Origin of the sequence: Olsenella sp. CU969, from assembly GCF_905219715.1 — a bacterium.
Taxonomy (GTDB): Bacteria; Actinomycetota; Coriobacteriia; order Coriobacteriales; family Atopobiaceae; genus Granulimonas; species Granulimonas faecalis.
The window spans coordinates 1-21,563 of sequence record NZ_CAJMXC010000001.1 but is presented as its reverse complement, the minus strand read 5'-3'; the positions used below and the strand labels follow the sequence as shown (position 1 = coordinate 21,563).

Annotated in this window: 14 protein-coding genes, 3 tRNA genes and 1 other RNA gene; 11 read left to right on the top strand and 7 right to left on the bottom strand. The window is 71.4% G+C overall.

The features are described from left to right. Positions 1-6 precede the first annotated feature (6 nt). Positions 7-359, top strand: an RNA gene (gene rnpB / locus JX283_RS00090) — RNase P RNA component class A. A gap of 70 nt (positions 360-429) precedes the next feature. Here the strand turns inward: rnpB and JX283_RS00085 are convergent. Continuing rightward, complete coding sequence (locus tag JX283_RS00085) at positions 430-1,053, bottom strand: HAD family phosphatase (RefSeq protein WP_204828768.1); 624 nt, start codon at positions 1,051-1,053, stop codon at positions 430-432. A 121-nt stretch (positions 1,054-1,174) separates the two neighbouring features. On the opposite strand from JX283_RS00085, the gene JX283_RS00080 reads away from it, so the two are divergent. The 9 genes from JX283_RS00080 (at position 1,175) to JX283_RS00040 (ending at position 9,881) form a co-directional block, all read left to right on the top strand. Then, positions 1,175-2,530 carry an aminopeptidase C gene (locus JX283_RS00080; RefSeq protein ID WP_204828767.1) on the top strand — a complete coding sequence of 452 codons (1,356 nt, stop codon included), beginning with the start codon at positions 1,175-1,177 and terminating at the stop codon, positions 2,528-2,530. Next, the gene (locus JX283_RS00075; RefSeq protein WP_204828766.1) at positions 2,523-3,956 is read left to right on the top strand and encodes a CCA tRNA nucleotidyltransferase; all 1,434 of its coding nucleotides are present in this window, start codon (positions 2,523-2,525) and stop codon (positions 3,954-3,956) included. The genes JX283_RS00080 and JX283_RS00075 overlap by 8 nt, the downstream gene beginning before the upstream one ends. Before the next feature lie 89 nt (positions 3,957-4,045). Continuing rightward, positions 4,046-5,383 carry a glutamate-cysteine ligase family protein gene (locus JX283_RS00070; protein WP_204828765.1) on the top strand — a complete coding sequence of 446 codons (1,338 nt, stop codon included), beginning with the start codon at positions 4,046-4,048 and terminating at the stop codon, positions 5,381-5,383. Positions 5,384-5,415: 32 nt separating this feature from the next. After that, positions 5,416-6,339 (top strand): SPFH domain-containing protein, encoded by a 924-nt coding sequence (locus JX283_RS00065; RefSeq protein ID WP_204828764.1) that lies wholly within the window; start codon positions 5,416-5,418, stop codon positions 6,337-6,339. Between the two features lie 93 nt (positions 6,340-6,432). Then, positions 6,433-7,803 carry a branched-chain amino acid transport system II carrier protein gene (brnQ, locus tag JX283_RS00060; protein ID WP_204828763.1) on the top strand — a complete coding sequence of 457 codons (1,371 nt, stop codon included), beginning with the start codon at positions 6,433-6,435 and terminating at the stop codon, positions 7,801-7,803. 146 nt (positions 7,804-7,949) lie between these two features. Next, positions 7,950-8,023: transfer RNA gene (locus tag JX283_RS00055), tRNA-Gln, on the top strand. Between the two features lie 8 nt (positions 8,024-8,031). After that, a tRNA-Glu gene (locus JX283_RS00050) sits at positions 8,032-8,105 on the top strand. A gap of 3 nt (positions 8,106-8,108) precedes the next feature. After that, positions 8,109-8,185, top strand: a tRNA-Glu gene (locus JX283_RS00045). 178 nt (positions 8,186-8,363) lie between these two features. Beyond that, positions 8,364-9,881: a lysylphosphatidylglycerol synthase transmembrane domain-containing protein gene (locus tag JX283_RS00040; protein ID WP_204828762.1), complete on the top strand. Its 1,518-nt coding sequence runs from the start codon at positions 8,364-8,366 to the stop codon at positions 9,879-9,881. Positions 9,882-9,934: 53 nt separating this feature from the next. On the opposite strand, the gene msrA is transcribed toward JX283_RS00040, so the two are convergent. The 6 genes from msrA to JX283_RS00010 all read right to left on the bottom strand — a co-directional run bounded on the left by msrA (position 9,935) and on the right by JX283_RS00010 (position 19,931). Beyond that, a complete protein-coding gene (gene msrA / locus JX283_RS00035) occupies positions 9,935-10,474 on the bottom strand; it encodes a peptide-methionine (S)-S-oxide reductase MsrA (RefSeq protein WP_204828761.1) in 540 nt (179 codons plus the stop codon). A 22-nt stretch (positions 10,475-10,496) separates the two neighbouring features. After that, positions 10,497-11,723, bottom strand: a complete 1,227-nt coding sequence (locus JX283_RS00030; RefSeq protein WP_204828760.1) for a lysylphosphatidylglycerol synthase transmembrane domain-containing protein — start codon at positions 11,721-11,723, stop codon at positions 10,497-10,499. Between the two features lie 97 nt (positions 11,724-11,820). Then, positions 11,821-13,392, bottom strand: a complete 1,572-nt coding sequence (gene sdaAB / locus JX283_RS00025) for an L-serine ammonia-lyase, iron-sulfur-dependent subunit beta (RefSeq protein ID WP_204828759.1) — start codon at positions 13,390-13,392, stop codon at positions 11,821-11,823. Between the two features lie 5 nt (positions 13,393-13,397). Continuing rightward, positions 13,398-14,894, bottom strand: coding sequence for a glutamate--tRNA ligase (gene gltX, locus JX283_RS00020; protein WP_204828758.1), 1,497 nt, complete (start codon positions 14,892-14,894; stop codon positions 13,398-13,400). Positions 14,895-14,961: 67 nt separating this feature from the next. Then, complete coding sequence (locus JX283_RS00015) at positions 14,962-17,226, bottom strand: YhgE/Pip domain-containing protein (protein WP_204828757.1); 2,265 nt, start codon at positions 17,224-17,226, stop codon at positions 14,962-14,964. Then, on the bottom strand, positions 17,223-19,931 hold the full coding sequence (locus JX283_RS00010) for a YhgE/Pip domain-containing protein (RefSeq protein ID WP_204828756.1): 2,709 nt from the start codon (positions 19,929-19,931) through the stop codon (positions 17,223-17,225). Before JX283_RS00010 ends, JX283_RS00015 begins: the two co-directional genes overlap by 4 nt. A 274-nt stretch (positions 19,932-20,205) precedes the next feature. Between JX283_RS00010 and metK the strand changes: the two genes are divergently transcribed. Continuing rightward, on the top strand, positions 20,206-21,468 hold the full coding sequence (gene metK / locus JX283_RS00005; RefSeq protein ID WP_204828755.1) for a methionine adenosyltransferase: 1,263 nt from the start codon (positions 20,206-20,208) through the stop codon (positions 21,466-21,468). Positions 21,469-21,563: the final 95 nt, after the last annotated feature.

The following is a 21,563-nucleotide window of genomic DNA, read 5'->3' as shown; positions in this document are numbered from 1 at the left end:
GGTCGCGAAGCGGGCCGGACGGCCGCGCCCCTCTCCGGGGGTGAGGAAAGTCCGGGCTCCATAGGGCAAGATGCCGGCTAACGGCCGGGCGGAGCGATCCGACGGAAAGTGCCGCAGAAAAGAAGACTCCCACTGGCCCGCAAGGGTTAAGGGAAAAGCTGAAACGGTGGTGTAAGAGACCACCAGCACCCCGGCAACGGGGTGGCTTGGTAAACCCCATCCGNANCAAGCGCAAATAGGAACGCCATGGGTTGGCCCGACCCGCGTTCGGGTTGCGCGCGAGAGAAGGACCGCGGCGACGCGGCCTCGAGATAAATGGTCGTCTATTACAGAACCCGGCTTACAGGCCCGCTTCGCACCTTCTCGCACACAGGCCCGCCGCCCCCACGGGGACGGCGGGCCTTCCCCGTGGGGCCCGTGCGGAGGGGCTCAGGAGAGGCCGGCCACCTCGGCCTCCAGGGCNTCCATGTCGCCGGTGAAGTGGAAGGCGTGCATACCGGCCCGCTCGGCGCCCACGCAGTTGACCGCCGTGTCGTCCACGAACAGGCAGCTGGCCGGCTCCACGCCGAACCGCTCGCAGAAGCGCAGGAAGATGATGGGGTCAGGCTTCATCATGTGCTCCTCCGCCGAGACGAGCGCGCCGTCCGCCACGTCGCACAGCGGGATCCTCGGAGCGAACTCCGAGCGGAACCTCGAGCTCACGTTGGAAAGGATGTAGACGCCGTAGCCCCGCNCCTTGAGGCGCCGGCCGAGCTCGTTGACCTCGGGGATCACGGCCTGCATGGAGGGGAAGCGCCGGAGGGCCTCGGCCGCCGCGCCGTGNAGGCGCTCCGGTAGGGCGTGGCAGGCCTCCATGAGCACCGTTTCGGGGCCGAACACGCCGGCGTCGGAGAGGGTCCAGGCGCTCCCCTTGAAGAGGGCCTCGAGCACCAGCCCCGCGTCCTCGTCGTTGTCCGTCACGTTGCGGGCGTAGACCTCGGGCTCCCACCTCAGGAGCACCCCGCCCATGTCGAAGACGACGTTCCGCACCGTGCCCGTTCCCTGTGGCGCCATGGCCCCTCCTCGTTCGCTCCCGTGCCTTCGGTCACGGCTCCCAGTGTATCCCCAACGGCCGCGCCCCCCTGCCCGGTGCTACGCTGGATGGGCGAAACCCCGGCTTCGAGAGAGGTATCCCATGGCACACGTACCTGCCGACTCCGTCACCGCCCAGGACCGCGAGGCCTGGCTCGCCCGCTTCTCCCGCGAGCGCGCCAACGTCGTGGCCAAGAACGCCGTCACCTCCGTGGGCATCCGCGCCGCCGCCCGGGTCCCCGAGGGTGTGGCCGCCAACGCCATGGGCTTCGACGTCGAGGTCCCCCAGGGCGACCGCTGCGACCAGCAGCGCTCCGGGCGCTGCTGGATGTTCGCGAGCCTCAACACCATGCGCCAGGCCGTCATCGAGCGCCTCGGCCTCAAGACCCTCGAGCTCTCCCAGAGCTACCCGCTCTTCTTCGACAAGCTCGAGAAGGCCAACTGGTTCCTCGTGAACGCGATCGACACCGTCGACGAGCCCCTGGACGGCCGTCTCGTGTCGTACCTGCTTCAGGACCCCGTGGCCGACGGCGGCCAGTGGGACATGTTCCGCTCCATCGTCAAGAAGTACGGCGTGGTGACCAAGGAGGCCATGCCCGAGACCGCCTGCTCCCGCAACACGTCCGAGCTCGACCGCTACCTCACGCGCTACCTGCGCGGCTGCGCCATGCGCCTGCGCCGGGCCCACGGGGAGGGCGCCGACGCCGCCGAGCTTGACGGCCTGCGCCGGGCCATGATGGCCGACGTCCACTCCATGCTCGTCACCTGCCTCGGGGAGCCGCCCGCGAGCTTCGAGGNGNGCCTGCGCGACAAGGACGGCAGGCTCGTGCTGCACGGCACCTACACGCCCCGCGAGTTCTTCTCCGACGTGGTGCAGATGGACGTGGACGCCCTCGTCTCGTGCATCAACGCCGAGACCGCCGACAAGCCCCTCATGCACGCCTTCACCGTCGACCGTCTCGGCAACGTCGTGGAGGACGGCGGCGTGCGCCACCTCAACCTCCCCATGTCCCGCCTCAAGGAGCTCGCCGTGGCGCAGCTCCGCGACGGCCGCCCCGTGTGGTTCGGGTGCGACGTGGCCCAGAGCTACGTGCGCGACGAGGGCATCATGTCCTGCGGCGCCCTGCAGGTGGACGAGCTCTTCGGCTTTGCGGTGGAGGGCTGCATGGACCGCGAGGAGCGGCTGGACTACGGCGAGTCCGTCATGACCCACGCCATGGTGCTCGAGGGCGTGCGCCTCGACGCCGAGGGGCGCCCCGAGGTCTGGAAGGTCGAGAACTCCTGGGGCAAGGATCACGGCCGCGAGGGCTTCGACACCATCACCGNCGCCTGGTTCGACCAGTACGTCTACCAGGTGGTCGTGGACCGTCGCTACCTCACCGACGNGGAGCNCTCCGTCATGGACGGCGCCGAGGCGATCGTGCTCGCGCCCTGGGACCCCATGGGCTCCCTTGCCTGACGCCCCCCGCCTCCGGTCGCCCGACGGCCTCGCCGCCCCTCCGGAGGCCGGGTTCGTCCTGCGCACCCTCGAGGACGCCGGCCACAGCGCGTGGGTCGTGGGCGGCTGGGTGAGGGACTCCCTCCTCGGCCGCCCCGTCCNCGACGTCGACGTCGCCACGAGCGCCCGTTGGGAGGACGGCGCCCGCGCCCTGCGCGCGGCCGGCATCCCCGTGGTGGAGACGGGCACGGCCAACGGCACCGTGACGGCCGTCGTGGGGGGCGTGCCCGTGGAGGTGACCACCTACCGCGTGGACGGCGCCTACAGCGACGCCCGCCACCCGGACGCCGTGCGGTTCGTGGACTCCGTGGACGACGACCTCGCCCGCCGGGACCTCACCGTCAACGCCATGGCGTGGCACCCGGAGAGGGGCCTGCGCGACCCGTTCGGGGGTCGCGACGACCTCGCCCGCGGCCTCGTGCNNTCCGTGGGCGACCCGGACGCCCGCATGGCCGAGGACGCCCTCAGGGTGCTTCGGGCCGTGCGGTTNNCGGCGCGGCTCGGCTTCTCGGTGGAGCCGGCCACCCAGGCCGCCGTGGACGCCCACGCTCCGGGCCTCCGGCACGTGAGCCGCGAGCGCATCGGGTCCGAGCTCCGNGCTCTGCTCGCCACCGGCCGCGGGGGAGGGGCGCTCCGCACCCAGCGGCCCGCGCTCTTCTGTGCCGTGCCCGAGCTCGNCGCCATGGACGGGTTCCCCCAGCGCACGCCCTACCACTCCATGGACGTCCTGGGCCACGTGGCCCGCGTCATGGACTACGTCGAGGTCTACACGGGCGGCACGGCCACCGAGCACCTGCGGTGGGCCGCGCTGCTCCACGACGTGGGCAAGCCCGACCGCCTCACCTACGGCCCCGAGGGCACCGCCCACTTCTTCGGCCACCCGGCCCGGAGCCGCGACATCGCGCGGGAGGTCATGGCGNGGCTCGCCGTGCCGCGCGCCGTGGCGGTGCCCGCCCTGGNCCTCGTGCGCCTGCANGACCGGCCCGTCGCGGACGACGACCGCTCGGTGACCTCCATCCTCCGCGACCTCGACCGCCTGGCCCCGGCCATGGCGCCGGGNCTCTTCTTCGAGCTCATGGCTCTCAAGCGCGCCGACGCCGCCGGCAAGGCGCCCGCGTACCGCGGCTACGCCGTGGAGGTGGACGCCCTCGAGGCCCGCGGCCGCGCCCTCCTGACCGCCGGCGTGCCCCTCAGGCCCTCCGACCTCGCGGTCTCGGGCGCGGACGTCATGGGGGCGCTCGGCCTGCCCCCGGGCCCGGCCGTGGGCCGGGCGCTCCGTGCGGCCCTCGACGCCGTGCACCGGGGCGAGGTGGGGCCTGGGCGCGACGAGCTGCTCCGTTGGATCGAGGAACATGGGGATGATTCATCCGTTTGCGGAAAACCTTAGACCCTTCACCGAATTCCGGAGNGGGGGGACACTNGCCTTGCACGTGNCGGATCGGATGCCGCCCCTTGCCCTGCGTCGAAAGGTGCTCCATGGGCGAACCCCGTTACACCGCCGCCGAGGCCGATAGGCTGGAGAGGAACCGTACCGCCCTCTGCTCCGTCGTAGGCGGGAGGTCCCGGACGAGGCGCCCCGAGGATGGTCGCACGNTCGGCCTCGAGCTCGAGCGNATCGTCATCGACCCCGTCACCGGCACCCGCGTGGCCTTCGACGACGTCCTCGGCATCTCCACGCTCCTCGAGCGCTGGCAGCGCTACTTCTCGCCAGACGAGCGTGTCCTCGTGGACGGCAGGGTCTTCGGCTACGCGGGCACGGTCGACGTGGGCTGCGGGCGCTCCGTGGGCATCTCGGTCTCCTTGGAGCCTGGCGGCCAGCTCGAGGCCTCCGTGGGCCCCTCGTCGAGCGTGGTGGACCTCCTCGGCGCCCTCGAGGCCNTCGACGAGCAGTTCCTCGCCATCTGCGACGAGCTCGGCGTGGAGTGGCNGCTCGTGGCCCTGGGCTGCGACCCCGTGACGGCCGACCCCCGGGAGGTGCCGCTCATCCCCAAGGAGCGCTACCGCCTCATGGACGCCTACCTCTCCCGCACGGGCCGCTACGCCCGCGACATGATGCGGCTCTCGGCCTCCACCCAGGTCTCCATCGACTGCGGCGAGGAGGACTCCATGGTGGGGCAGTTCCGCCTGGCCGTGGCCCTGGGCCCCATCCTCTCGTTCCTCTGCGACAACGTGAGCTCCTGGCGCGGCCTCGCCCCCTGCGACACGCCGTCCATGGTGCGTTCGCGCATCTGGGACTCCGTGGACGGCGACCGCTGCGGCGTCGTGCCCGGCACGTTCGACGGGGACTTCTCGCCGGAGTCCTACGTGGACTGGCTCATGGGCGTGAGGCCCATCCTGTTCACGGACGACCACGGCCTCACAATCTCCACCTGCTCCGCCACCGAGGCCGACATCATGGCCATGCGCGACCTCTCCGGGGGCGAGGTCGCGCACATGTTGTCCATGGTGTTCCCCACGGTGCGCCTCAAGGGCATCGTCGAGATGCGCGACNCCGNCTCCATGCCGCCCCGACTCGCCGCCGCCCTCGCCGCCTTCGTCAAGGGCGTCTTCTACGACGCCGACGCCTTCGGGCGGGCGAGCGCCCTGCTCGTGGACGGCCGCACCGAGGAGGACGTCCGCATGGCCTACTGGCAGCTTCGTACCCTCGGCTGGGAGGCGGAGGTCTACGGCACCCCCATGACCACGCTCGTGCAGCGCCTCATCCAGCTCGCCGAGAACGGCCTCACCGACCACGACGAGCGGCGCATCTTCCACGGCCTTTCGAGCCTGTGGCAGTCGCGGCTCGTCCCCAGGGACCTCTACCTCAAAGGATAGGCCCCGCGCGGGCCCGAAAGATTGGATTGGCCATGCTGTTGTTCGACCGCATCCTGCCCATCGTGCTCCTCGTCGCCGCCGTGGGGGCGCTCTTCGCCTCGGTGGTCGTGGTGAGGCAGCAGCACGTGGCCGTCGTGGAGCGCTTCGGCCGCTTCAACCNCGTGCTGCGGCCGGGTCTCAACCTCCTCGTCCCGGTGGTGGAGACGGCTCACGACGTCTCGCTCATGACCCAGGACCTCCACCTGGACTACGACGCCAAGACCAAGGACAACGTCACCATCGGCCTCGAGGTGGCCATCCAGTACCNGGNGGACCAGGAGCCNTGCGCCGACGTCCGGGAGTCCGGCATCTACAAGTCGGTCTACACCCTCGCCGACCCCGTGGGACAGATAAAGGACTACTTCGCGGACGCCCTGCGCTCCCAGATTCCCACCCGCGACCTCGAGACCGTCTTCTCCGAGAAGGACGCCATCGCGAGTGCCATCGGCGAGGACGTCAAGGAGAAGATGGTGGGCTACGGCTACGCCATCGTGACCACGCTCATCACCTCCATCAAGCTCCCGGCCGACGTCCAGGCGTCCATGAACCGCATCATCACCACGGCCAACGACCGCGTGAGCGCCACCAACGAGGCCGAGGCCGCCAAGGCACGCTCCGTCATCGCCGCCCAGGCCGACGCCGAGTCCATGAAGATCCAGGGCGAGGGCATCGCCCAGCAGCGCATCGCCATCGCCGAGGGCCTGGCGCGCTCGCTCTCCACCATCCAGGAGTCGGGCCTCTCCAGCAACGAGGCCAACATGCTGCTCATGTTCACCCAGCGCCTGGGCATGCTCGAGAAGTTCGCCGAGAAGGGCTCCTCGACGCTCCTCATCCCCGAGGACCTGGGTTCCACGGACGTCATGGCCCAGGTCATGGCGGCCATCGAGGCCGAGCGCCGGGACGGTGGAAAGGCCTAGGGGCCCCACGGGGTGTCCCTTAAGGGAAACGGCGGCCGGTGCCGGGGGTACACACCCGGCACCGGCCGTTTTGCATATCCGCGAGGAGAGCCCATGGGACAGCGTCCAGAGTCTAGCCCGAGCCCCGTCCGACCGCTCGACGGGAGGGCGCGGCTCGTCGTGGCCCTCATGCTGTTCTCCATGTTCTTTGGCGCGGGCAACCTCATCCTCCCGCCGCTGCTGGGCCTCCAGGCCGGCACGGCCGCCGTGCCGGCCACCGTGGGGTTTCTGGTGTCGGGCATCGGGCTGCCGGTCCTCGCCGTGGTGGCCGTGGCCCTGGCGGGCGACGCCCGGGCGCTCGCCGGCAGGGTCTCGGCGCGCTTCTCGGCCGTGTTCGTGGCCCTGGTCTACCTCTCCATCGGCCCGCTGCTGGCCATCCCGCGCNCGAGCTCCACGGCCTTCGAGATGCTCTCGCCGCTCCTGCCCGACGGTTCCAAGGCCGTGCCCCAGCTCGTCTTCTCGGTGGCGTTCTTCTCCGTGGCCTTCGCCATGGCGCTCCGCCCGGGGCGCCTCTCGCGGTTCCTCGGCAGGGTGACGGGCCCGGCCCTCGTGGCCCTCATCGCCGTCCTCGCCGTGGCGAGTCTNGTGGACCCGCTCGGCGTGCCGGGGCCCGTGCAGGCGACGTACGCGGCGTCTCCCGCCGTGGACGGCTTCGTGACCGGCTACCAGACCATGGACCTCCTGGCGGCCATGACCTTCGGCCTCGTGGTCGCCGAGAACCTGGGGTCCCTCGGCGTGGCCGACAGGGGCGCCCAGGCCCGCGAGGTCTCCCTGGCGGGCCTCGGCGCCGGCGCCCTCATGGCGGTCATCTACTGCGCGTTCTCGTTTCTCGGGGCCACCATGGGCACCGTGGCGCCCGGCGCGTCCAACGGCGCCGAGGTGCTCACGGCCGCGGCCTACGGGCACTTCGGCACGGCCGGCGTGGCCCTCGTGGCCGCCATCTTCCTGCTCGCGTGCCTCAACGTCTGCGTGGGCCTCGTGAGCTGCTGCGGCACGTACTTCTTCGAGACCTACGGCGCCGGCTCCCCGGAGCCCGGCACCCACCGTCTGGGGCGCGCGCCTTACGTGGCGTGGGCGGCCGCGTTCGCCGCGTTCTCCTGCGTGGTGTCCAACGTGGGGCTCACCCAGATCCTCGCGCTCTCCGTGCCCCTGCTCGAGGCGCTCTACCNGCCGGCCATCGTGCTCGTGCTCATGGCCTNCGGCGCCGGGGCGTTCGACCGGCGGCCGTGGTGCTGGCCGGCGGCCGTGGGGTGCGCCGCGGTGCTTGGCGTGGCCCAGGCCGCATGTGGGGCCCTGGCCCCCGGCACNCCCACCGGGCTCGACTGGCTGCCCCTGGCCGGCGTGGGCCTGGGGTGGGCGGTCCCCACGGCCGTGGTCCTCGGCGTTACGTGGCTGCTGTCGCCGAGGCTGCCGGCGCGCGGGTAGGGGAGCGGGCTGCGACGGACCCCCGTCTGACCTCCCCGAGCCGCGGAAACGGGCCGGTGGCANATTCGTCGCGATTGTGGGTTGCACGGCCTAGGGCATTGCGTTAATGTAACTACTCGCGNCGAGCAATCGGCGCACAGGGATATTGGGATGTCGTCTAACGGCAGGACAGCGGATTCTGGTNCCGTCAATGGGAGTTCGATTCTCTCCATCCCAGCCATCCCCTACGGCCCGTTCGTCTAGCGGTTCAGGACGCCGCCCTCTCAAGGCGGAGATCACCAGTTCGAATCTGGTACGGGCTACCNGGCCCGTTCGTCTAGCGGTTCAGGACGCCGCCCTCTCAAGGCGGAGATCACCAGTTCGAATCTGGTACGGGCTACCAAACGTGACCGCGGGTCCCTCTGGGGCCCGCGTTTTTGTCTCGCGGCAGTTCGTCCATGCCTGCCGCCCTGCTGGCCCCGCTTTTCNCGTNGAGCGCACGGCACAGCGTCAGGGCGCGCGGCGGTTCAGGTATAACCATCAGAATGAGCTTGAGGAATGCCGTCGGAGAGGGGAGGGGTATGGACGAGGGACGTCGCGACGGGGTCGACACCGCGTCTTCCGCCGACGCCCCCCAGGACCGCCCCGTCGACCCCGTCGTGGACGTGGACGGCCTGGAGCTCCCCGCCGACGGCCCCGCGCCCCAGGCCCTCGAGGCCGCGGAGCAGCCGCTGGAGGACGCCCTGGGCTTCTTCGACGTCGACGGGGCTGATGCGGGGAACGCCGAGCCCGCCGAACACGCCTCTCAGGCTCCCGGTGCCCGCCCAGCCGACGAGACCGCCCGCCGCGCCAAGCCCAAGGGCCTCCGCATCGGCGTGGCCGGCGCCGCCCACCGCGCCCCCAAGAAGGCCAAGGCCGGTTCCAAGGCCGCCGCCAAGCCCGTCCCCAGGCCCAAGGGGTCCCACGCGGGCCCGCGCACCCGCGTGGGCGAGGAGGAGAGCCGCGACAAGGCGAAGGCCCGCAAGGGCGCCCTGTTCATGGCGGCGGTGCTCGCCGCCAACATGCTCTGGATCGTGGTCTCGGGGCAGTTCGACGAGTTCGTCCGCGCGCTCCACAACGCCGAGGCCGGCTGGTTCGTGGCCGGGCTCCTCGTCATGGGGCTCAACTTCGCCTTCGGGTCCCTGGCCTTCGTGCTGGCGGCCTACATCGACCCCGACAGCCCCCTGGGCCTGCGCGACTGCATGTCCGTGGAGGCCAACGGCGTGCTCTTCGGCAATCTCACGCCCATGAGCACGGGCACCATGCCGGCCCAGATCTTCCGCCTCACACAGGCCGGCCTCGACGTGGGCGAGGCCTCCGCCACGCAGCTCACGCGCTTCGTCATCTACCAGGCCGGCGAGGTCGTCGTGGCCGCTGTCCTGCTGCTCCTGCGGTTCGACTTCTTCCTCGAGACCTACGGCGACATCGTCTTCGTCAACATCGTCGTCTTCATCATCCAGACGGCCCAGGCCCTCGGCCTGCTCTGCGTGTGCCTCTTCCCGCGCTTCGTCAACCGCGTGGGTCACTGGGGGCTGGGCTTCGCCAGCCGCCACGGCTGGCTCTCCCGCGAGCGCGTCGAGCGCTACGAGGACGTCCTCCAGACCCAGGTGATGTCGTTCGGGGGCACCTTCCGCGACTCGTTCCGCCACAAGGAGTCCCTCGCCCTCACGCTCCTGGTGACGCTGGGGCAGATGCTCGCGTTCTACGCCGTGCCGTGGTTCGTGCTCCGCGCCTTCGGCGGCGACGCCGACTTCGTCACGTGCCTCGCCGCGGCCTCCATGGTGCAGATGATCGGCAACTCCGTGCCCCTGCCCGGCGGCACCGGCGGCAACGAGGCCGGCTTCGCGCTCTTCTTCGGACCCATCTTCGGCAGCGCGGCCGCCGCCGGGTTCATCGTCTGGCGCCTCATCACGTTCTTCATCCCCACGGCCGTGTCGCTGCCGCTCACCACGCTGCGCTCGTCGCACCGCCGCTCCATCTACCAGCGCTGGCAGCGGTTCCGCACCCGCAAGGGGCGCGTGGCGCACGTCTCGGTGTCCAGGCGCGGCCGGAGGCGCTGAGGCCGGACGAGCCCGCCCGCCTTGCCTGCCCACCTGCCCGCGGGCGCGGCCGCCTACGGCAGCCGGTACCCCTCCGCCGGGTCCACCGTGCCGTCCTGGAGCGCCCGGATNAGGCCCGGCGCCACGTGGCAGTAGCCGCCGGGGTTGCGGTCCAGGTAGCGCTGGTGGTACCCCTCGGCGGGATAGAAGCTTTCCACGGGGCCCAGCTCCACGGCGAACCCGGGATGCCTTCTCGCCACGGCGCCGGCCACGGCGAGTACCTCTCGCTCCGTGGCGCCGTCGCCCGGCTCCCAGAAGACGCCGGTCTGGTACTGCTCGCCCACGTCGTTGCCCTGGCNGTNCCTGGCCGTGGGGTCGATGACGGAGAAGAACGAGAAGAGCAGGGACCGTGCGACGTCTCCGCCCCCGCGGAAGGTGCAGCGCACGCACTCCCTGAAACCGGTGCCGCCGGCGCACACGCGCTCGTAGACGGCGTCCTCGGGCCTGTCGCCGTTGGCGTAGCCCACCACGGTGGACGTCACGCCGGCCATGCCCTCCATCAGGTGCTCGATGCCCCAGAAGCAGCCTCCGCAGAGGTACAGGGTCCTGTCCATGGGGTCCTTTCCGGTCGCGGCCTCAGGATCCGAGTCGCTCCACCAGCCCGCGCATCCGCTGGCGCACGGTGGGGGAGGACNGCTTGGTGGAGACCATGGTAGCCGCGCCGCAGNGCGCGGTGTAGCCGTAGAACGTCACGAGGAGCCATACGAGGTAGCCGGCCGTGGCGGCGGAGCCGAACACCGGCCCCAGGAACAGCGCGAAGGAGGCCTCGACGCCGCCGGTGCCGCCCGGCAGCGGGATGGAGCTCGCCACGAACTGCACGAGGGAGCCCGCGGCGCAGGTGACGAGGGGGTCCTGGTGGATGCCGAAGGCCCCCAGCACGAACCACGGCGACACCCACAGGCACGCCTGCTGCGCCATGGAGAACGCGAGCATGACGGCCATGGCGCCGCGGTGGCGCACGGCCGTGCGGAACGTGGAGGAGAACTGCGCCACCTGCGTCCTCACGGAGGAGCGCCAGCCCTCCGTGCGGCTGCGGANGCCGAAGAGGCTCCTGCGGTCCACGAGGTCCAGGGCGGAGAGGGCCACCTTGGTCACCCAGTCGGGGAACAGGCAGGNGGCGAGCAGNACCGCCATCTGGGCGGCCTTGAAGGCGAACAGGAACAGGTTCACGAACATGACGGCGCCCACCTGCGCGTAGAAGCGGTCCCAGGTGAGGGCCAGCAGCGCGCCGCCGAGCACGATCTCGGCCGTCTGGAACATGAGGAAGCGCGTGATCTGCACTGCGCCGGCCGCGCCGAGCTCCAGACCGCCCTTGACCAGGCGCCAGATCTGGCCCGGCACGGCNCNCGCCATCATCGGGGTGAGGTTGCCGAAGAAGGTGCCGGCGGCCTCCGCCGAGCACAGGTCGAGGAAGCCCGCCGGGGCGTCGGGCGTCACCGCCACGGTGGTGACGAAGGCAAGCGTGCCAAAGAGCAGGTAGGCCACCATGACGGCGAAGGTGGCCCAGACCCAGGGCGCCTGGACCCGGCCCAGGGCGTCCATGAGCGCCGGGCCCCGGCCGCTGCCCTCGATGTAGACGAGGAGGGAGGCGAACACGGCCGCCATGAACAGCGCCCCCACGACGGCGCCCTTGCGGTCGGGCTTGGCCTTGGGGCCGGGGGCCGCCGGGGCCCGGCCGCCCTCGGGGACGGCGCGCCCCTGCTCCCAGGCCTCGAGCGCCGCGACGGCCTGGCCCTTGGTGGCGTAGTCCAGGACGTCGGGGGCGTCTCCCGTCTTTGGCGGCGTGTGGGGGACCGGTGGCACGGGCGGCTCCTCTCCGGGTTCGGGGCTTGTCTGGGTAGGTCCCTACCCAAAGAGCGCCTGCCGCCGCATCGGGCCGCCGGAGCGGTGTATCAGGGACTCAGTCCCAGGAGCCGCAGGCAGCGCAGGCGCTCGGGCAGGCNGCAAGGCCCCCCTGGGCGGTCTCGCGGAGGCTCACCGGCAGCGCGTTTCCCACGAGCGTCATGGCCTGCACGGCCTCGTCGAAGGGCACAGGGCAGCCCACGGACGAGAGCGCCAGCTGGGCCGAGGTGAAGGCGTTGGCCACGCCGATGGCGTTGCGGTTCTGGCACGGGAACTCCACGAGGCCGCCCACCGGGTCGCACACGAGGCCCAAGAGGTTGCCGAGGGCGATGGAGGCCGCTGTGAGGCAGGTCTCGGGGCTGCCGTAGAGCATCTGGCAGAGGCCGGCCGCGGCCATGGCGCTCGCGGTGCCCACCTCGGCCTGGCACCCGCCCTCGGCCCCCGATACGCTGCCGTTGGCCATGACGACGGCACCCACGGCCGCGGCGCACCAGAGGGCGCCCTCCAGCCGCTCCTGCGCCCCCAGGGCGTCGGCGCAGGCGATGAGGGCGCCGGGCACGACGCCGGCCGAGCCCGCGGTGGGGGCGGCCACGATGACGCCCATGGCCGCGGAGCGCTCGAGGACCGCCATGGCGCCGGCCACGGCGGCGGAGAGGGCGCCTCCCAGGAGCGGGGCGGCGAGGGCGCCCGAGCGGCGCTCCACGGCGCGGGCCTGGCCGTGGAGGAACCCGCCCAGGGAGCGCTCGGGGCGCTCCACGGTGGCGCGCACGGAGACCTCCATGGCCCGGCGCACCCGGCCCATGGTCTCGTCGGCGGCCCGGGCCCCGCCCACGGCGAGGCAGGCCTCGCGCTCGCGCATGACCGAGCCGATGGACGCGTGCCGCTCCCGGCAGAGGGCAANGAGGTCGGCGCCGCAGGAGAAGTCGGGCCCCTGGGGCCCCTCGGCCGCAACGGGGAGGGCGCCGGGGATGGTGAGGGACGTGGCGAAGATGACGCCGGGGGCGGCCCCCACGGCGTCGACGAGCTCGGCGGGCAGGGCCTCGTCGAGCTCGGCCACGGTGTAGGCGTCGCCGCCCCGGGCGTCGCGGAACGTGCGGATGGTGGCGATGTTGATGGAGGCCGCCGACAGGGCCCCCGTGAGGCGCGCCAGGACGCCCGGGCGGTCCCCGTGGTGCACGAAGAGCGTGGGGTACTCGCCGGCCACGTCCACGGCCACGCCGCCCACGGCCGAGAGACGCACGCGGCCGCCGCCCACGGACTCTCCGCGCACCGTGAGCGACCCGCCGTCGGCGAGGCCCATGGCGATGTCCACCGTGTTGGGGTGCAGGCCCGTCCCCTCGTCGGACGTGCGGAACGAGAAGGCGAGGCCCTGCTCTGCCGCCAGGGAGAAGGAGTCGCGGATGCGCCCGTCGTCGGTGTCGAGGCCGAGCATGCCGGCCACCAGCGCCTTGTCGGTGCCGTGCCCCAGGTAGGTCTTGGCGAACGAGTTGTAGAGCGTGAACTCCACGGAGGACACCNGCCCGGGGGCGATCTCGCGGGCCACGCGGGCCAGGCGCAGGGCGCCCGCCGTGTGGGAGCTGGAGGGCCCCACCATCACGGGGCCGAGGACCTCGAAGGCGCTGGGCAGCATGGCGGCTAGGCCTCCCTGGAGCCGGCGGCCACCTTGGCGATGGCGGCGTCNAGGCGGGCGAGGCCGCGGGCTCGGCCCAGGAGCTCTATGGAGGCGCCCAGGGGCGGCGAGACGAGCGAGCCNGTCTCGGCNGCGCGAACGNCCGCGAAGAACTTGCGCTTGTTGGTGCCGAGCTCCTCGGGCAGGGCCTCGAGGGCGGCGTCGACGGACCCGGCGTCGAAGTCGGCCAGGCCCTCCAGGGCGGCCCTGGCGGCGGCGAGGGCCTCGGCGGCGCCGTCCTTGGCGAGCGCCTTGGTCCAGGCCTTCTCCTCGATCTGCGGGGTGTCGCCGGAGTAGAGGAACGCGGTCAGCCCCTCGACGTCGGAGGCGCGCTTGGTGCGGGGCTTGAGGATGGCGGCGAGGGTGGAGAACCACTCGGGCCGGGCTTCCACGCAGCCGCGCTCCTCGCGGCCGGCCGCCACGAGGGCGGGCTCGAGCACGCGGCGGGCGAACTCGAGGTCGTCCATGGCCTCGTAGTACCGCCCGTTGATCCAGTCGAGCTTGGCCGGGTCGAAGGTGGCCGGGTTCTTGGACACGTGGTCGAGGGAGAACTCCCGGGCCAGCACCTCGCGCGGCACGATGGTGGTCTCGCCGTCGAGGGACCAGCCGAGCAGGGCCAGGTAGTTCACGAAGGCCTCGGGGTCGTAGCCGGCGTCGCGGTACTCCTCCACGGAGGTGGCGCCGTGGCGCTTGGAGAGCTTCTTGCCGTCGGCNCCCAGGATCATGGAGATGNGGGCGNACTCGGGCACGGGGTAGCCGAGGGCCTCGTAGACCATGACCTGGCGCGGGGTGTTGGACAGNTGGTCGTCGCCGCGGATGACGTGGGTGATGCCCATGAAGGCGTCGTCCACCACGGTGCAGAAGTTGTAGGTGGGGGTGCCGTCGGAGCGCNNGATGACGAAGTCGTCGAGCTCGCGGGCGTTGAAGGTCACCTCGCCGTGGACGGCGTCGCGCACCACCACGTCGCCGCGGTCACGGGGCACCTTGATGCGCAGCACGTNGGGCTCGCCGGCCTCGACGCGGCGCCGGGCCTCGGCGGGGTCGAGGTCGCGGCAGCGGCCCTGGTAGCCCTGGAAGGGGTCCTTGCGCTCGCGGGCGGCCTCGCGGTCGGCCTCCAGCTGCTCGGGCGTGCAGAAGCACGGGTAGGCGCGGCCCTCGGCCACGAGCCTCTCGGCCGCCTCGCGGTAGATGTCCAGGCGCTCGGCCTGCTTGTAGGGGCCGTGGTCGCCGCCCACGCCGGGGCCCTCGTCCCAGTCCAGGCCCAGCCAGCGCATGGCCCGCAGGATGACGCNCNCGTTCTCCTNGGTGGAGCGGGCCGGGTCGGTGTCGTCGATGCGCAGGATGAAGGTGCCGTGGTTGGCCCGGGCGAAGGCCCAGTTGTAGATCGCGGTGCGCGCCCCTCCCACGTGGAGCTTGCCGGTGGGGGACGGCGCGAATCGGACGCGGACGGCNGTGTCTTTCAAAACTGCTCCTAACACGGGGTGCAATGCCAACCCATGGTACTACGGCCCCTGGGCGCCGCGGCTCCCCTCACATCACCTTCGTCGAGGCCAGCTGGTGCTCCATCCACTCGTTGAGGCGGATGAGGGGGCGCCGCAGGAAGAGGCCCAGCACCACCGACGGGACGATGAAGGCCAGCAGCGCCAGCATGTGCCACAGGTAGTCCATGCCGTAGACCCCGGCCACGGCGCCGCGCATGAGCTGGATGGCCTGGACGAACGGCAGGAACGGNTAGGCCGCCTGGAAGGGGCCCGGCAGCATCTGGGGCGGGAACGTCCCGCCGGAGCCGGCCACCTGGATCACCAGGAGGAACACGGCGATGGCCTTGCCCACGTCGCCGAACGACACCGTGAGGGCGTACATGATGTTTACGTCCACGAAGGCGCAGGCGAAGCANGCCAGGAACATGAGGCCGGGGTGGACGCACTGGATCTGCAAGTAGAAGAGGTCGCCGGCGCACACCAGGGCCGCCTGGAGGAGCGCCAGCAGCACGAAGACGCCCATGCGGCCGAAGTAGGCCTGCCAGAGCCTGGCGCCGCCCACCTCGGCGAGCTCACGCTCGCTCGGCTGCACCTTGACGATGACCACGAGGATGAGCGACCCCACCCAGAGGGCGAGGGTGGTGTAGAAGGGGGCCATNGCGCTGCCGTTGTTGGCCACGGGGTAGACGGCGTTTCGCTCCAGCTCCACCGGGGCCGAGAGGAAGGCGGCCAGGGTCGCGGGGTCGCCGCNGAGGATGCGGCGGAGCTGGTCNANGTCNCCCGAGGCGANGGCCGCGTCGATGCGGCCCTGGAGGTCCCTGAGGTCCGAGGCGCTCGCGGCGAGGTCGTCGGCGGCCCCGGAGAGCTCCGACCGGATGGAGGAGAGGTCCGAGGCGGCCTGGCCCGACACCGCCGAGAGGCTCTCCATGGAGTCGTCCAGGGAGCCCTGGACGGCCGAGGCGTCCGCGCTGGCCCCGTCCACGGCCGNGGCGAGCGACGCCAGGGAGCGGCCGAGGGTGTCGCCGTAGGTGGTGTCCGCCCCCTTCACGGTGTCTTTGGCCTGGCCCACGATGCCGTCGAGGCGCTCCTTGGCCCCTGCGGCGTCGGTGGCGCCCTGGCGCAGGTCGGACGCGGTGGCGGTGAGGGAGCCGCCCAGGTCCCCCAGGGTCTGGGAGACCGACGAGAGCGACGAGAGGGCCCGCTCCGCCGCGGCGATGGCGCGGTCCACGGCGGCTAGGGCGGCCCGCTCCGGCTCGGTGATCGACCCGTCGGACGAGGCCGCCTGGTCGAGGGCGTCTCGGATGGACTGGAGCTGGTCCCTCTGGGCGGTGAAGNCCTCCNCCAGGGCGTCCACGGCCTCCTTGCGCTCCTGGGCCGTGCCGGCAGCGGCGTCGAGGCCGTCGGCGACCGTCTGGGTCTTGTCGCCGGCGTCGGCGAAGGCGGCGTCGATNTTGGCGGAGACGGCGTCCAGGGAGTCGGCGGAGCCGGAGAGGTCGTCCTTGANGGCGGAGTCGGCNGACCCGAGGGCGTCGTCGGCCGAGCGGACCCCCGAGGCGGCCTGGGAGAGCGCCTGGGGGATGGAGGCCCCCTCGGGGGCCGTGGTGTCGAGGAGCCCCTGGGCCCCGGAGAGCAGCGACGAGGCCGAGCCCACCAGGGAGGCGTAGGCGCGGGCGTCGGAGGCCGTGCGGTCGAGGGAGTCGGCCGTGGTCCCCACGCTGGCGCGCAGCCTCTGGGCCAGGGAGGAGATGGCGTCGGAGTCCAGGTAGTCGGAGAGCGACCCCAGGGCCGACGTGCCGATCCTGCCCACGGTCTCCACGAAGGTGGTGTCGATCTGCTCGTGCAGGNCCCCCGAGGCCTTGTCGGTCACCACGTTGGCTATGGCGTTCTCCTTCTCGTTGCTGTAGAACTCCAGCGTGGGCTTGGCGGCGTCGTCGTCGAGCACGCCGAGGAGGTTGCGGGAGAAGTCCGGCGGGATGATGATGGCCGCGTAGTAGGTGCCCGCCTCGAGGCCGCCCATGGCGTCGTCCTTGTCGGTGATGACCCAGCCGATCTGGTCGTNCTCCCGCAGGGCGCTCGNCACCTTCTCGCCCACGTTGATGTCCATGGGCATGAGGTCGCTCGTGTAGCCCTCGTCGGTGTTGGCCACGGCCACCTTGACGTTCCTGGTGTTGGCGTAGGGGTCCCAGCTGCCGGCGATGTTGAACCACGCGTAGAGCGACGGCACGATGATGAGGCCGATGCACACGATGCCGGCGATGACGTTCATGGTGGCGTGGCGAACGTCGAGGCAGAAGAGCTTCCAGACCTTCCTCATCGTTCGTCACCCCCTTTCCCGCGGTCGTCTTCCGCCGGTCCGTCGCCGTCCCCGCGCTCGTCCGCCCTGGCGTCCTTGAGCAGCTGCTCCAGGCGCCCCTTGGGCCACCCCATCCGGGAGAACGGGGCGATGGGGGCCACCTCGCGGTCGAGGCTCTCTCCCACCATCTCGAGGAGCCGGTCGTGGGGCAGCGACGTGAGGTCGGTCTTCTCGTTCATGCGCTCGTGGAGGTACTCCACCACCACGAGGAAGGCGATGAGTGCCAGGATTGCGCAGATCCATATCACCAGGACGGTGAACTTGACCTCGGGCCCCGCCGCGAACATGGGCACGAGCAGCACCGTGGAGCACAGCACCAGGCAGCGGAAGCCCACGTGGACCATGCGCTGGTAGTGGCGGTTGAACCAGGTGCAGCGCTCGTTGAAGACCTTGAGGTAGGACTCTGAGTCGAGGGCGGCCTTGAGCAGGGTGGAGAGGCGGAAGTGGGCCTCGGGCGGCTCGGTGCGCTCGCAGATCATGAGGTCGGTGTCGCGGAGNTTGGCGTCGAAGAGGTGGTTGAGGTTGAGCAGGTAGCGCCTGAGCACCACGCCCACCAGGAGCGAGGGCACCACAAAGAGCAGCAGCATGAGGATGTCGTGGCCGAAGTGCCCGTCGTAGAAACCGGCGATGGCCTCCCGCATGGCGTTGTTGCCGTAGGTGAAGGGCAGCCACGGGGAGAGGGCGCGGAAGAAGTCGGGCTGCATCTGGATGGGGTAGAGGCCCGACGACCCCGGGATCTGTAGGATGACGATGAGCACGGCGAGGGCCTTGCCCACGTGCTTGAAGGCCACGGCCAGGGCGTAGACCATGTTCACGTAGACGAACGACTCCACGACGCCGGCGAGGATGAAGGCGGCCGGGCTCACGCACTGGATGCCCAGGACGAGGTCGNCCACGCAGGTGATCAGCGCCTGGAGCACGCCCACCACGAACAGCAGGAGCCACCGGCCGAAGTAGGCCTCCCAGGGCTTGAGGTTCTCGATGNNCTCGNGGTCCACCTCGAGCTTGTAGATGGACACGAGCACGAACCCTCCCACGAAGAGGGCGAGGTCGGTGTAGAAGGGGGTCACGCCGGACCCGTAGTTGGCCACGGGGAAGACCGCCTTCTGCTCGATGGCCACNGGCGACCCCATGAAGTCGGCGAGGCGCCCGGAGTCCACCTCGGTGAGCTCCTTCAGGGATGAGAAGGCCTCGGAGCTCGTCACGGCCGCGAGGTCGGCGGAGAGGGAGTTGAGGGTGCCCATGGCCCCGTCGAGGGCCTCGCGGGTGTTGCCGAGGGCGCCGTCGGCCTCCTGCACGGTGGCGACGAGCTGGCCCAGGGACCCCCTGGCCCCCTCGATGGAGGTGGAGAGGGAGGCGAGGACCCCCTGGAGCGACGAGCCGGCCCCGGCGAAGTCGTCCAGGGCCTGCCCCGCCTGGGGCAGGGAGTCGCGGGAGAGCGCTTCCCGGGTGTCGAGGAGCCCGTCGGCGGCCCCCTTCACGGCGTCGTTGACCCCCTGGGCGCCGGAGTCGGCCGCCGACGTGGCGTTCTTCACGGCGTCAGAGAGCTTCGAGAGCCGGTCCAGGGCCTCCTNCTGGGCGTCGAGNTGGGCCTGGATGCGGCCGGACTGCTCCTGGAGGCGCTGCTTGAGCTCGGCGACNCGGTCGCCGAGGGGGCCGTCCACGGGCAGGTCGGCCACGGCCTGGTCGAGGCGCTGCTTCGCCTGGGAGAGGCTGTCCTGGGCCGACTGCAGCTGGGCCGCGGCCGAGTCAACCGTGGCCCGGGCGCCGCCGATGTCGCCCGCGAGGGCGCCGATGTCGTGGGAGGCCGTCGACGAGATGCCGGCCATGGTGGTGGCGCCGCCCACGAGGGCGTCGTCCAGGCGGGAGGAGAGGGTGCGGGCCTGGTCCCTGGCCTCGCCGAGCTGCGAGAGGGCGGAGCCGAGGGTGTCGGAGGAGCCCGCCACGGTGGAGGAGAGCCTGTCCAGAACCCCCTGGGCGTCGGTGGCCGCGGCCTGCGCCGACGTGCAGGTGTCGCGGGTCTTGTCCACGAGGCCGCCGATGGCCTCCAGGTCGCCCCTGGCCTCGCGGATCCTCGCCGACGCGCTGTCGGCCGCCCCCTGGGTGCCCTGGGTGACGTCCCCNGNCAGGGCCTTGGCCTTCTCGGTGACCACGTCGGTCACGGTGGAGACGAACTGCTCGTTGACGGTGCTCTCCACCGTGGAGGCCCCCGAGTCGGTGACCTTGGGGGCCACCGCGTTGAGCTTCTCATTGACGTAGTACTCCAGCCTGGGGCGGTCGAGCCTGCCGGTGACCACCGAGGCCAGGTCTGCCGAGAAGTCCTCGGGGATCACGATGGCGGCGTAGAAGCGGCCCGAGTCCACGCCGGAGAGGGCGTCGTCGCGGTCCACGAAGGCCCACCCGAGCTTGTGGTTGTCCTTGAGGGCGTCCACCACGGCCTGGCCCACGTCCACGTGGCCCTGGCCCTCCACGTCGGCGCCGTCGTCCTNGTTGGCCACGGCCACGGCGATCGTGCCGGTGTTCTCGTAGGGGTCCCAGTTGGCCAGGATGTTGAACCACGCGTAGAGGGCCGGAATCACCGCCACCCCCAGGGTGACCACGAGGGCCACCGGGTTCTTGAGGATGCGGACGAGGTCCCGCNTGAATATCAGAAGTATGTTGTGCACGCGTCTCCCCATGGAAGGTCNAGGGTCTGCNGGGCCGTCCCGAAAATCCCCAGTATGGCCCGTCCCGTCCCGGAGGCGGGGGAGGGGTCCGCTTGTATGCCAGCCGCCGCGGCCCTTTGCCCCGGATTCCCGGTGGCGCTACGCTCTTTGGGCCTTGNNGGNCCGCGGGGGACCATCGAGNCGATTTTTCTGGATTGTTCCACTCCCCCCCGGGGTAATAACGTGGGGACTGTTTTCGCCGCATGACGCGGCATGGCGCCGCAAAGGAGACTCTATGGCCACTGAGACCCATTACTTCACCTCCGAGAGCGTTACCGAGGGGCACCCCGACAAGATCTGCGACCAGGTCTCCGACGCCATCCTCGACGCCATCCTCGCCAAGGAGGCCGACCTCGAGGCCAAGGGCTACGTCTCCCCGTCGGGGTGTCACGCGAACGTGGACGCCGTCCGCTGNGCCTGCGAGACCTTCGTCACCACCGGCACCGTGCTCGTNGCCGGCGAGATCNGCACCCAGGCCTACGTGGACGTGCAGCACATCGCCCGCGACGTCATCNGCGAGATCGGCTACGACGACCCCGCCTACGGCTTCGACGCCGACACCTGCGGCGTCATCAACATGATCCACGAGCAGTCCCCCGACATCGCCATGGGCGTGGACGAGTCCTACAGCGCCCAGCGCGGCGAGGCCGCCGAGCTCGAGGACCGCATCGGCGCCGGCGACCAAGGCATGATGTTCGGCTACGCCACCGACGAGACCGAGACCCTCATGCCCATGCCGGTCCACCTGGCCCAGCGCCTCTCCGAGCGCCTGGCCAAGGTGCGCAAGGACGGCACCGTGCCCTACCTGCGCCCCGACGGCAAGACCCAGGTCACCGTGCGCTACGAGGACGACGAGCCCAAGGCCGTGACCGCCGTGGTCCTCTCCACCCAGCACGACCCCTCGGTGGAGTCCATGGACGTCATCAAGCGCGACATGATCGAGCATGTCATCGCCCCGGTGCTCGACGGCGAGGGCATCGACTGGTCCGACGCCGAGATCTACGTCAACCCCACCGGCCGCTTCGTGGTGGGCGGCCCCATGGGCGACACCGGCCTCACCGGCCGCAAGATCATCGTCGACACCTACGGCGGCATGGGCCGCCACGGCGGCGGCGCGTTCTCGGGCAAGGACGCCACCAAGGTGGACCGCTCCGCCGCCTACGCCGCCCGCTGGGTGGCCAAGAACGTGGTGGCCGCCGGCCTCGCCAAGCGCTGCGAGGTTGAGCTCGCCTACGCCATCGGCGTGGCCTACCCCATTTCCGTTCTGGTGGACACCCATGACACCGGCGTGGTGCCCGACGCCGTGATCGAGCAGGCCGTCAAGGAGGTCTTCGACCTGCGCCCCGGCGCCATCATCCGCGACCTCAAGCTGCGCCGCCCGATCTTCCGCAAGACCGCTGCCTACGGCCACTTCGGCCGCGAGGACGCCGACTTCACCTGGGAGGCCACCGACAAGGCCGACGAGCTCAAGGCCGCCGTGGCCGCCCTCACCGAGTAGCCCCACGGCGATCCGGCGACCGGACGCCGGTCGCTCTACAACGGGCCGCAGCCGCCCCGACGATGGTTCGGGGAGGTTGCGGCCTTTTCCGTGGA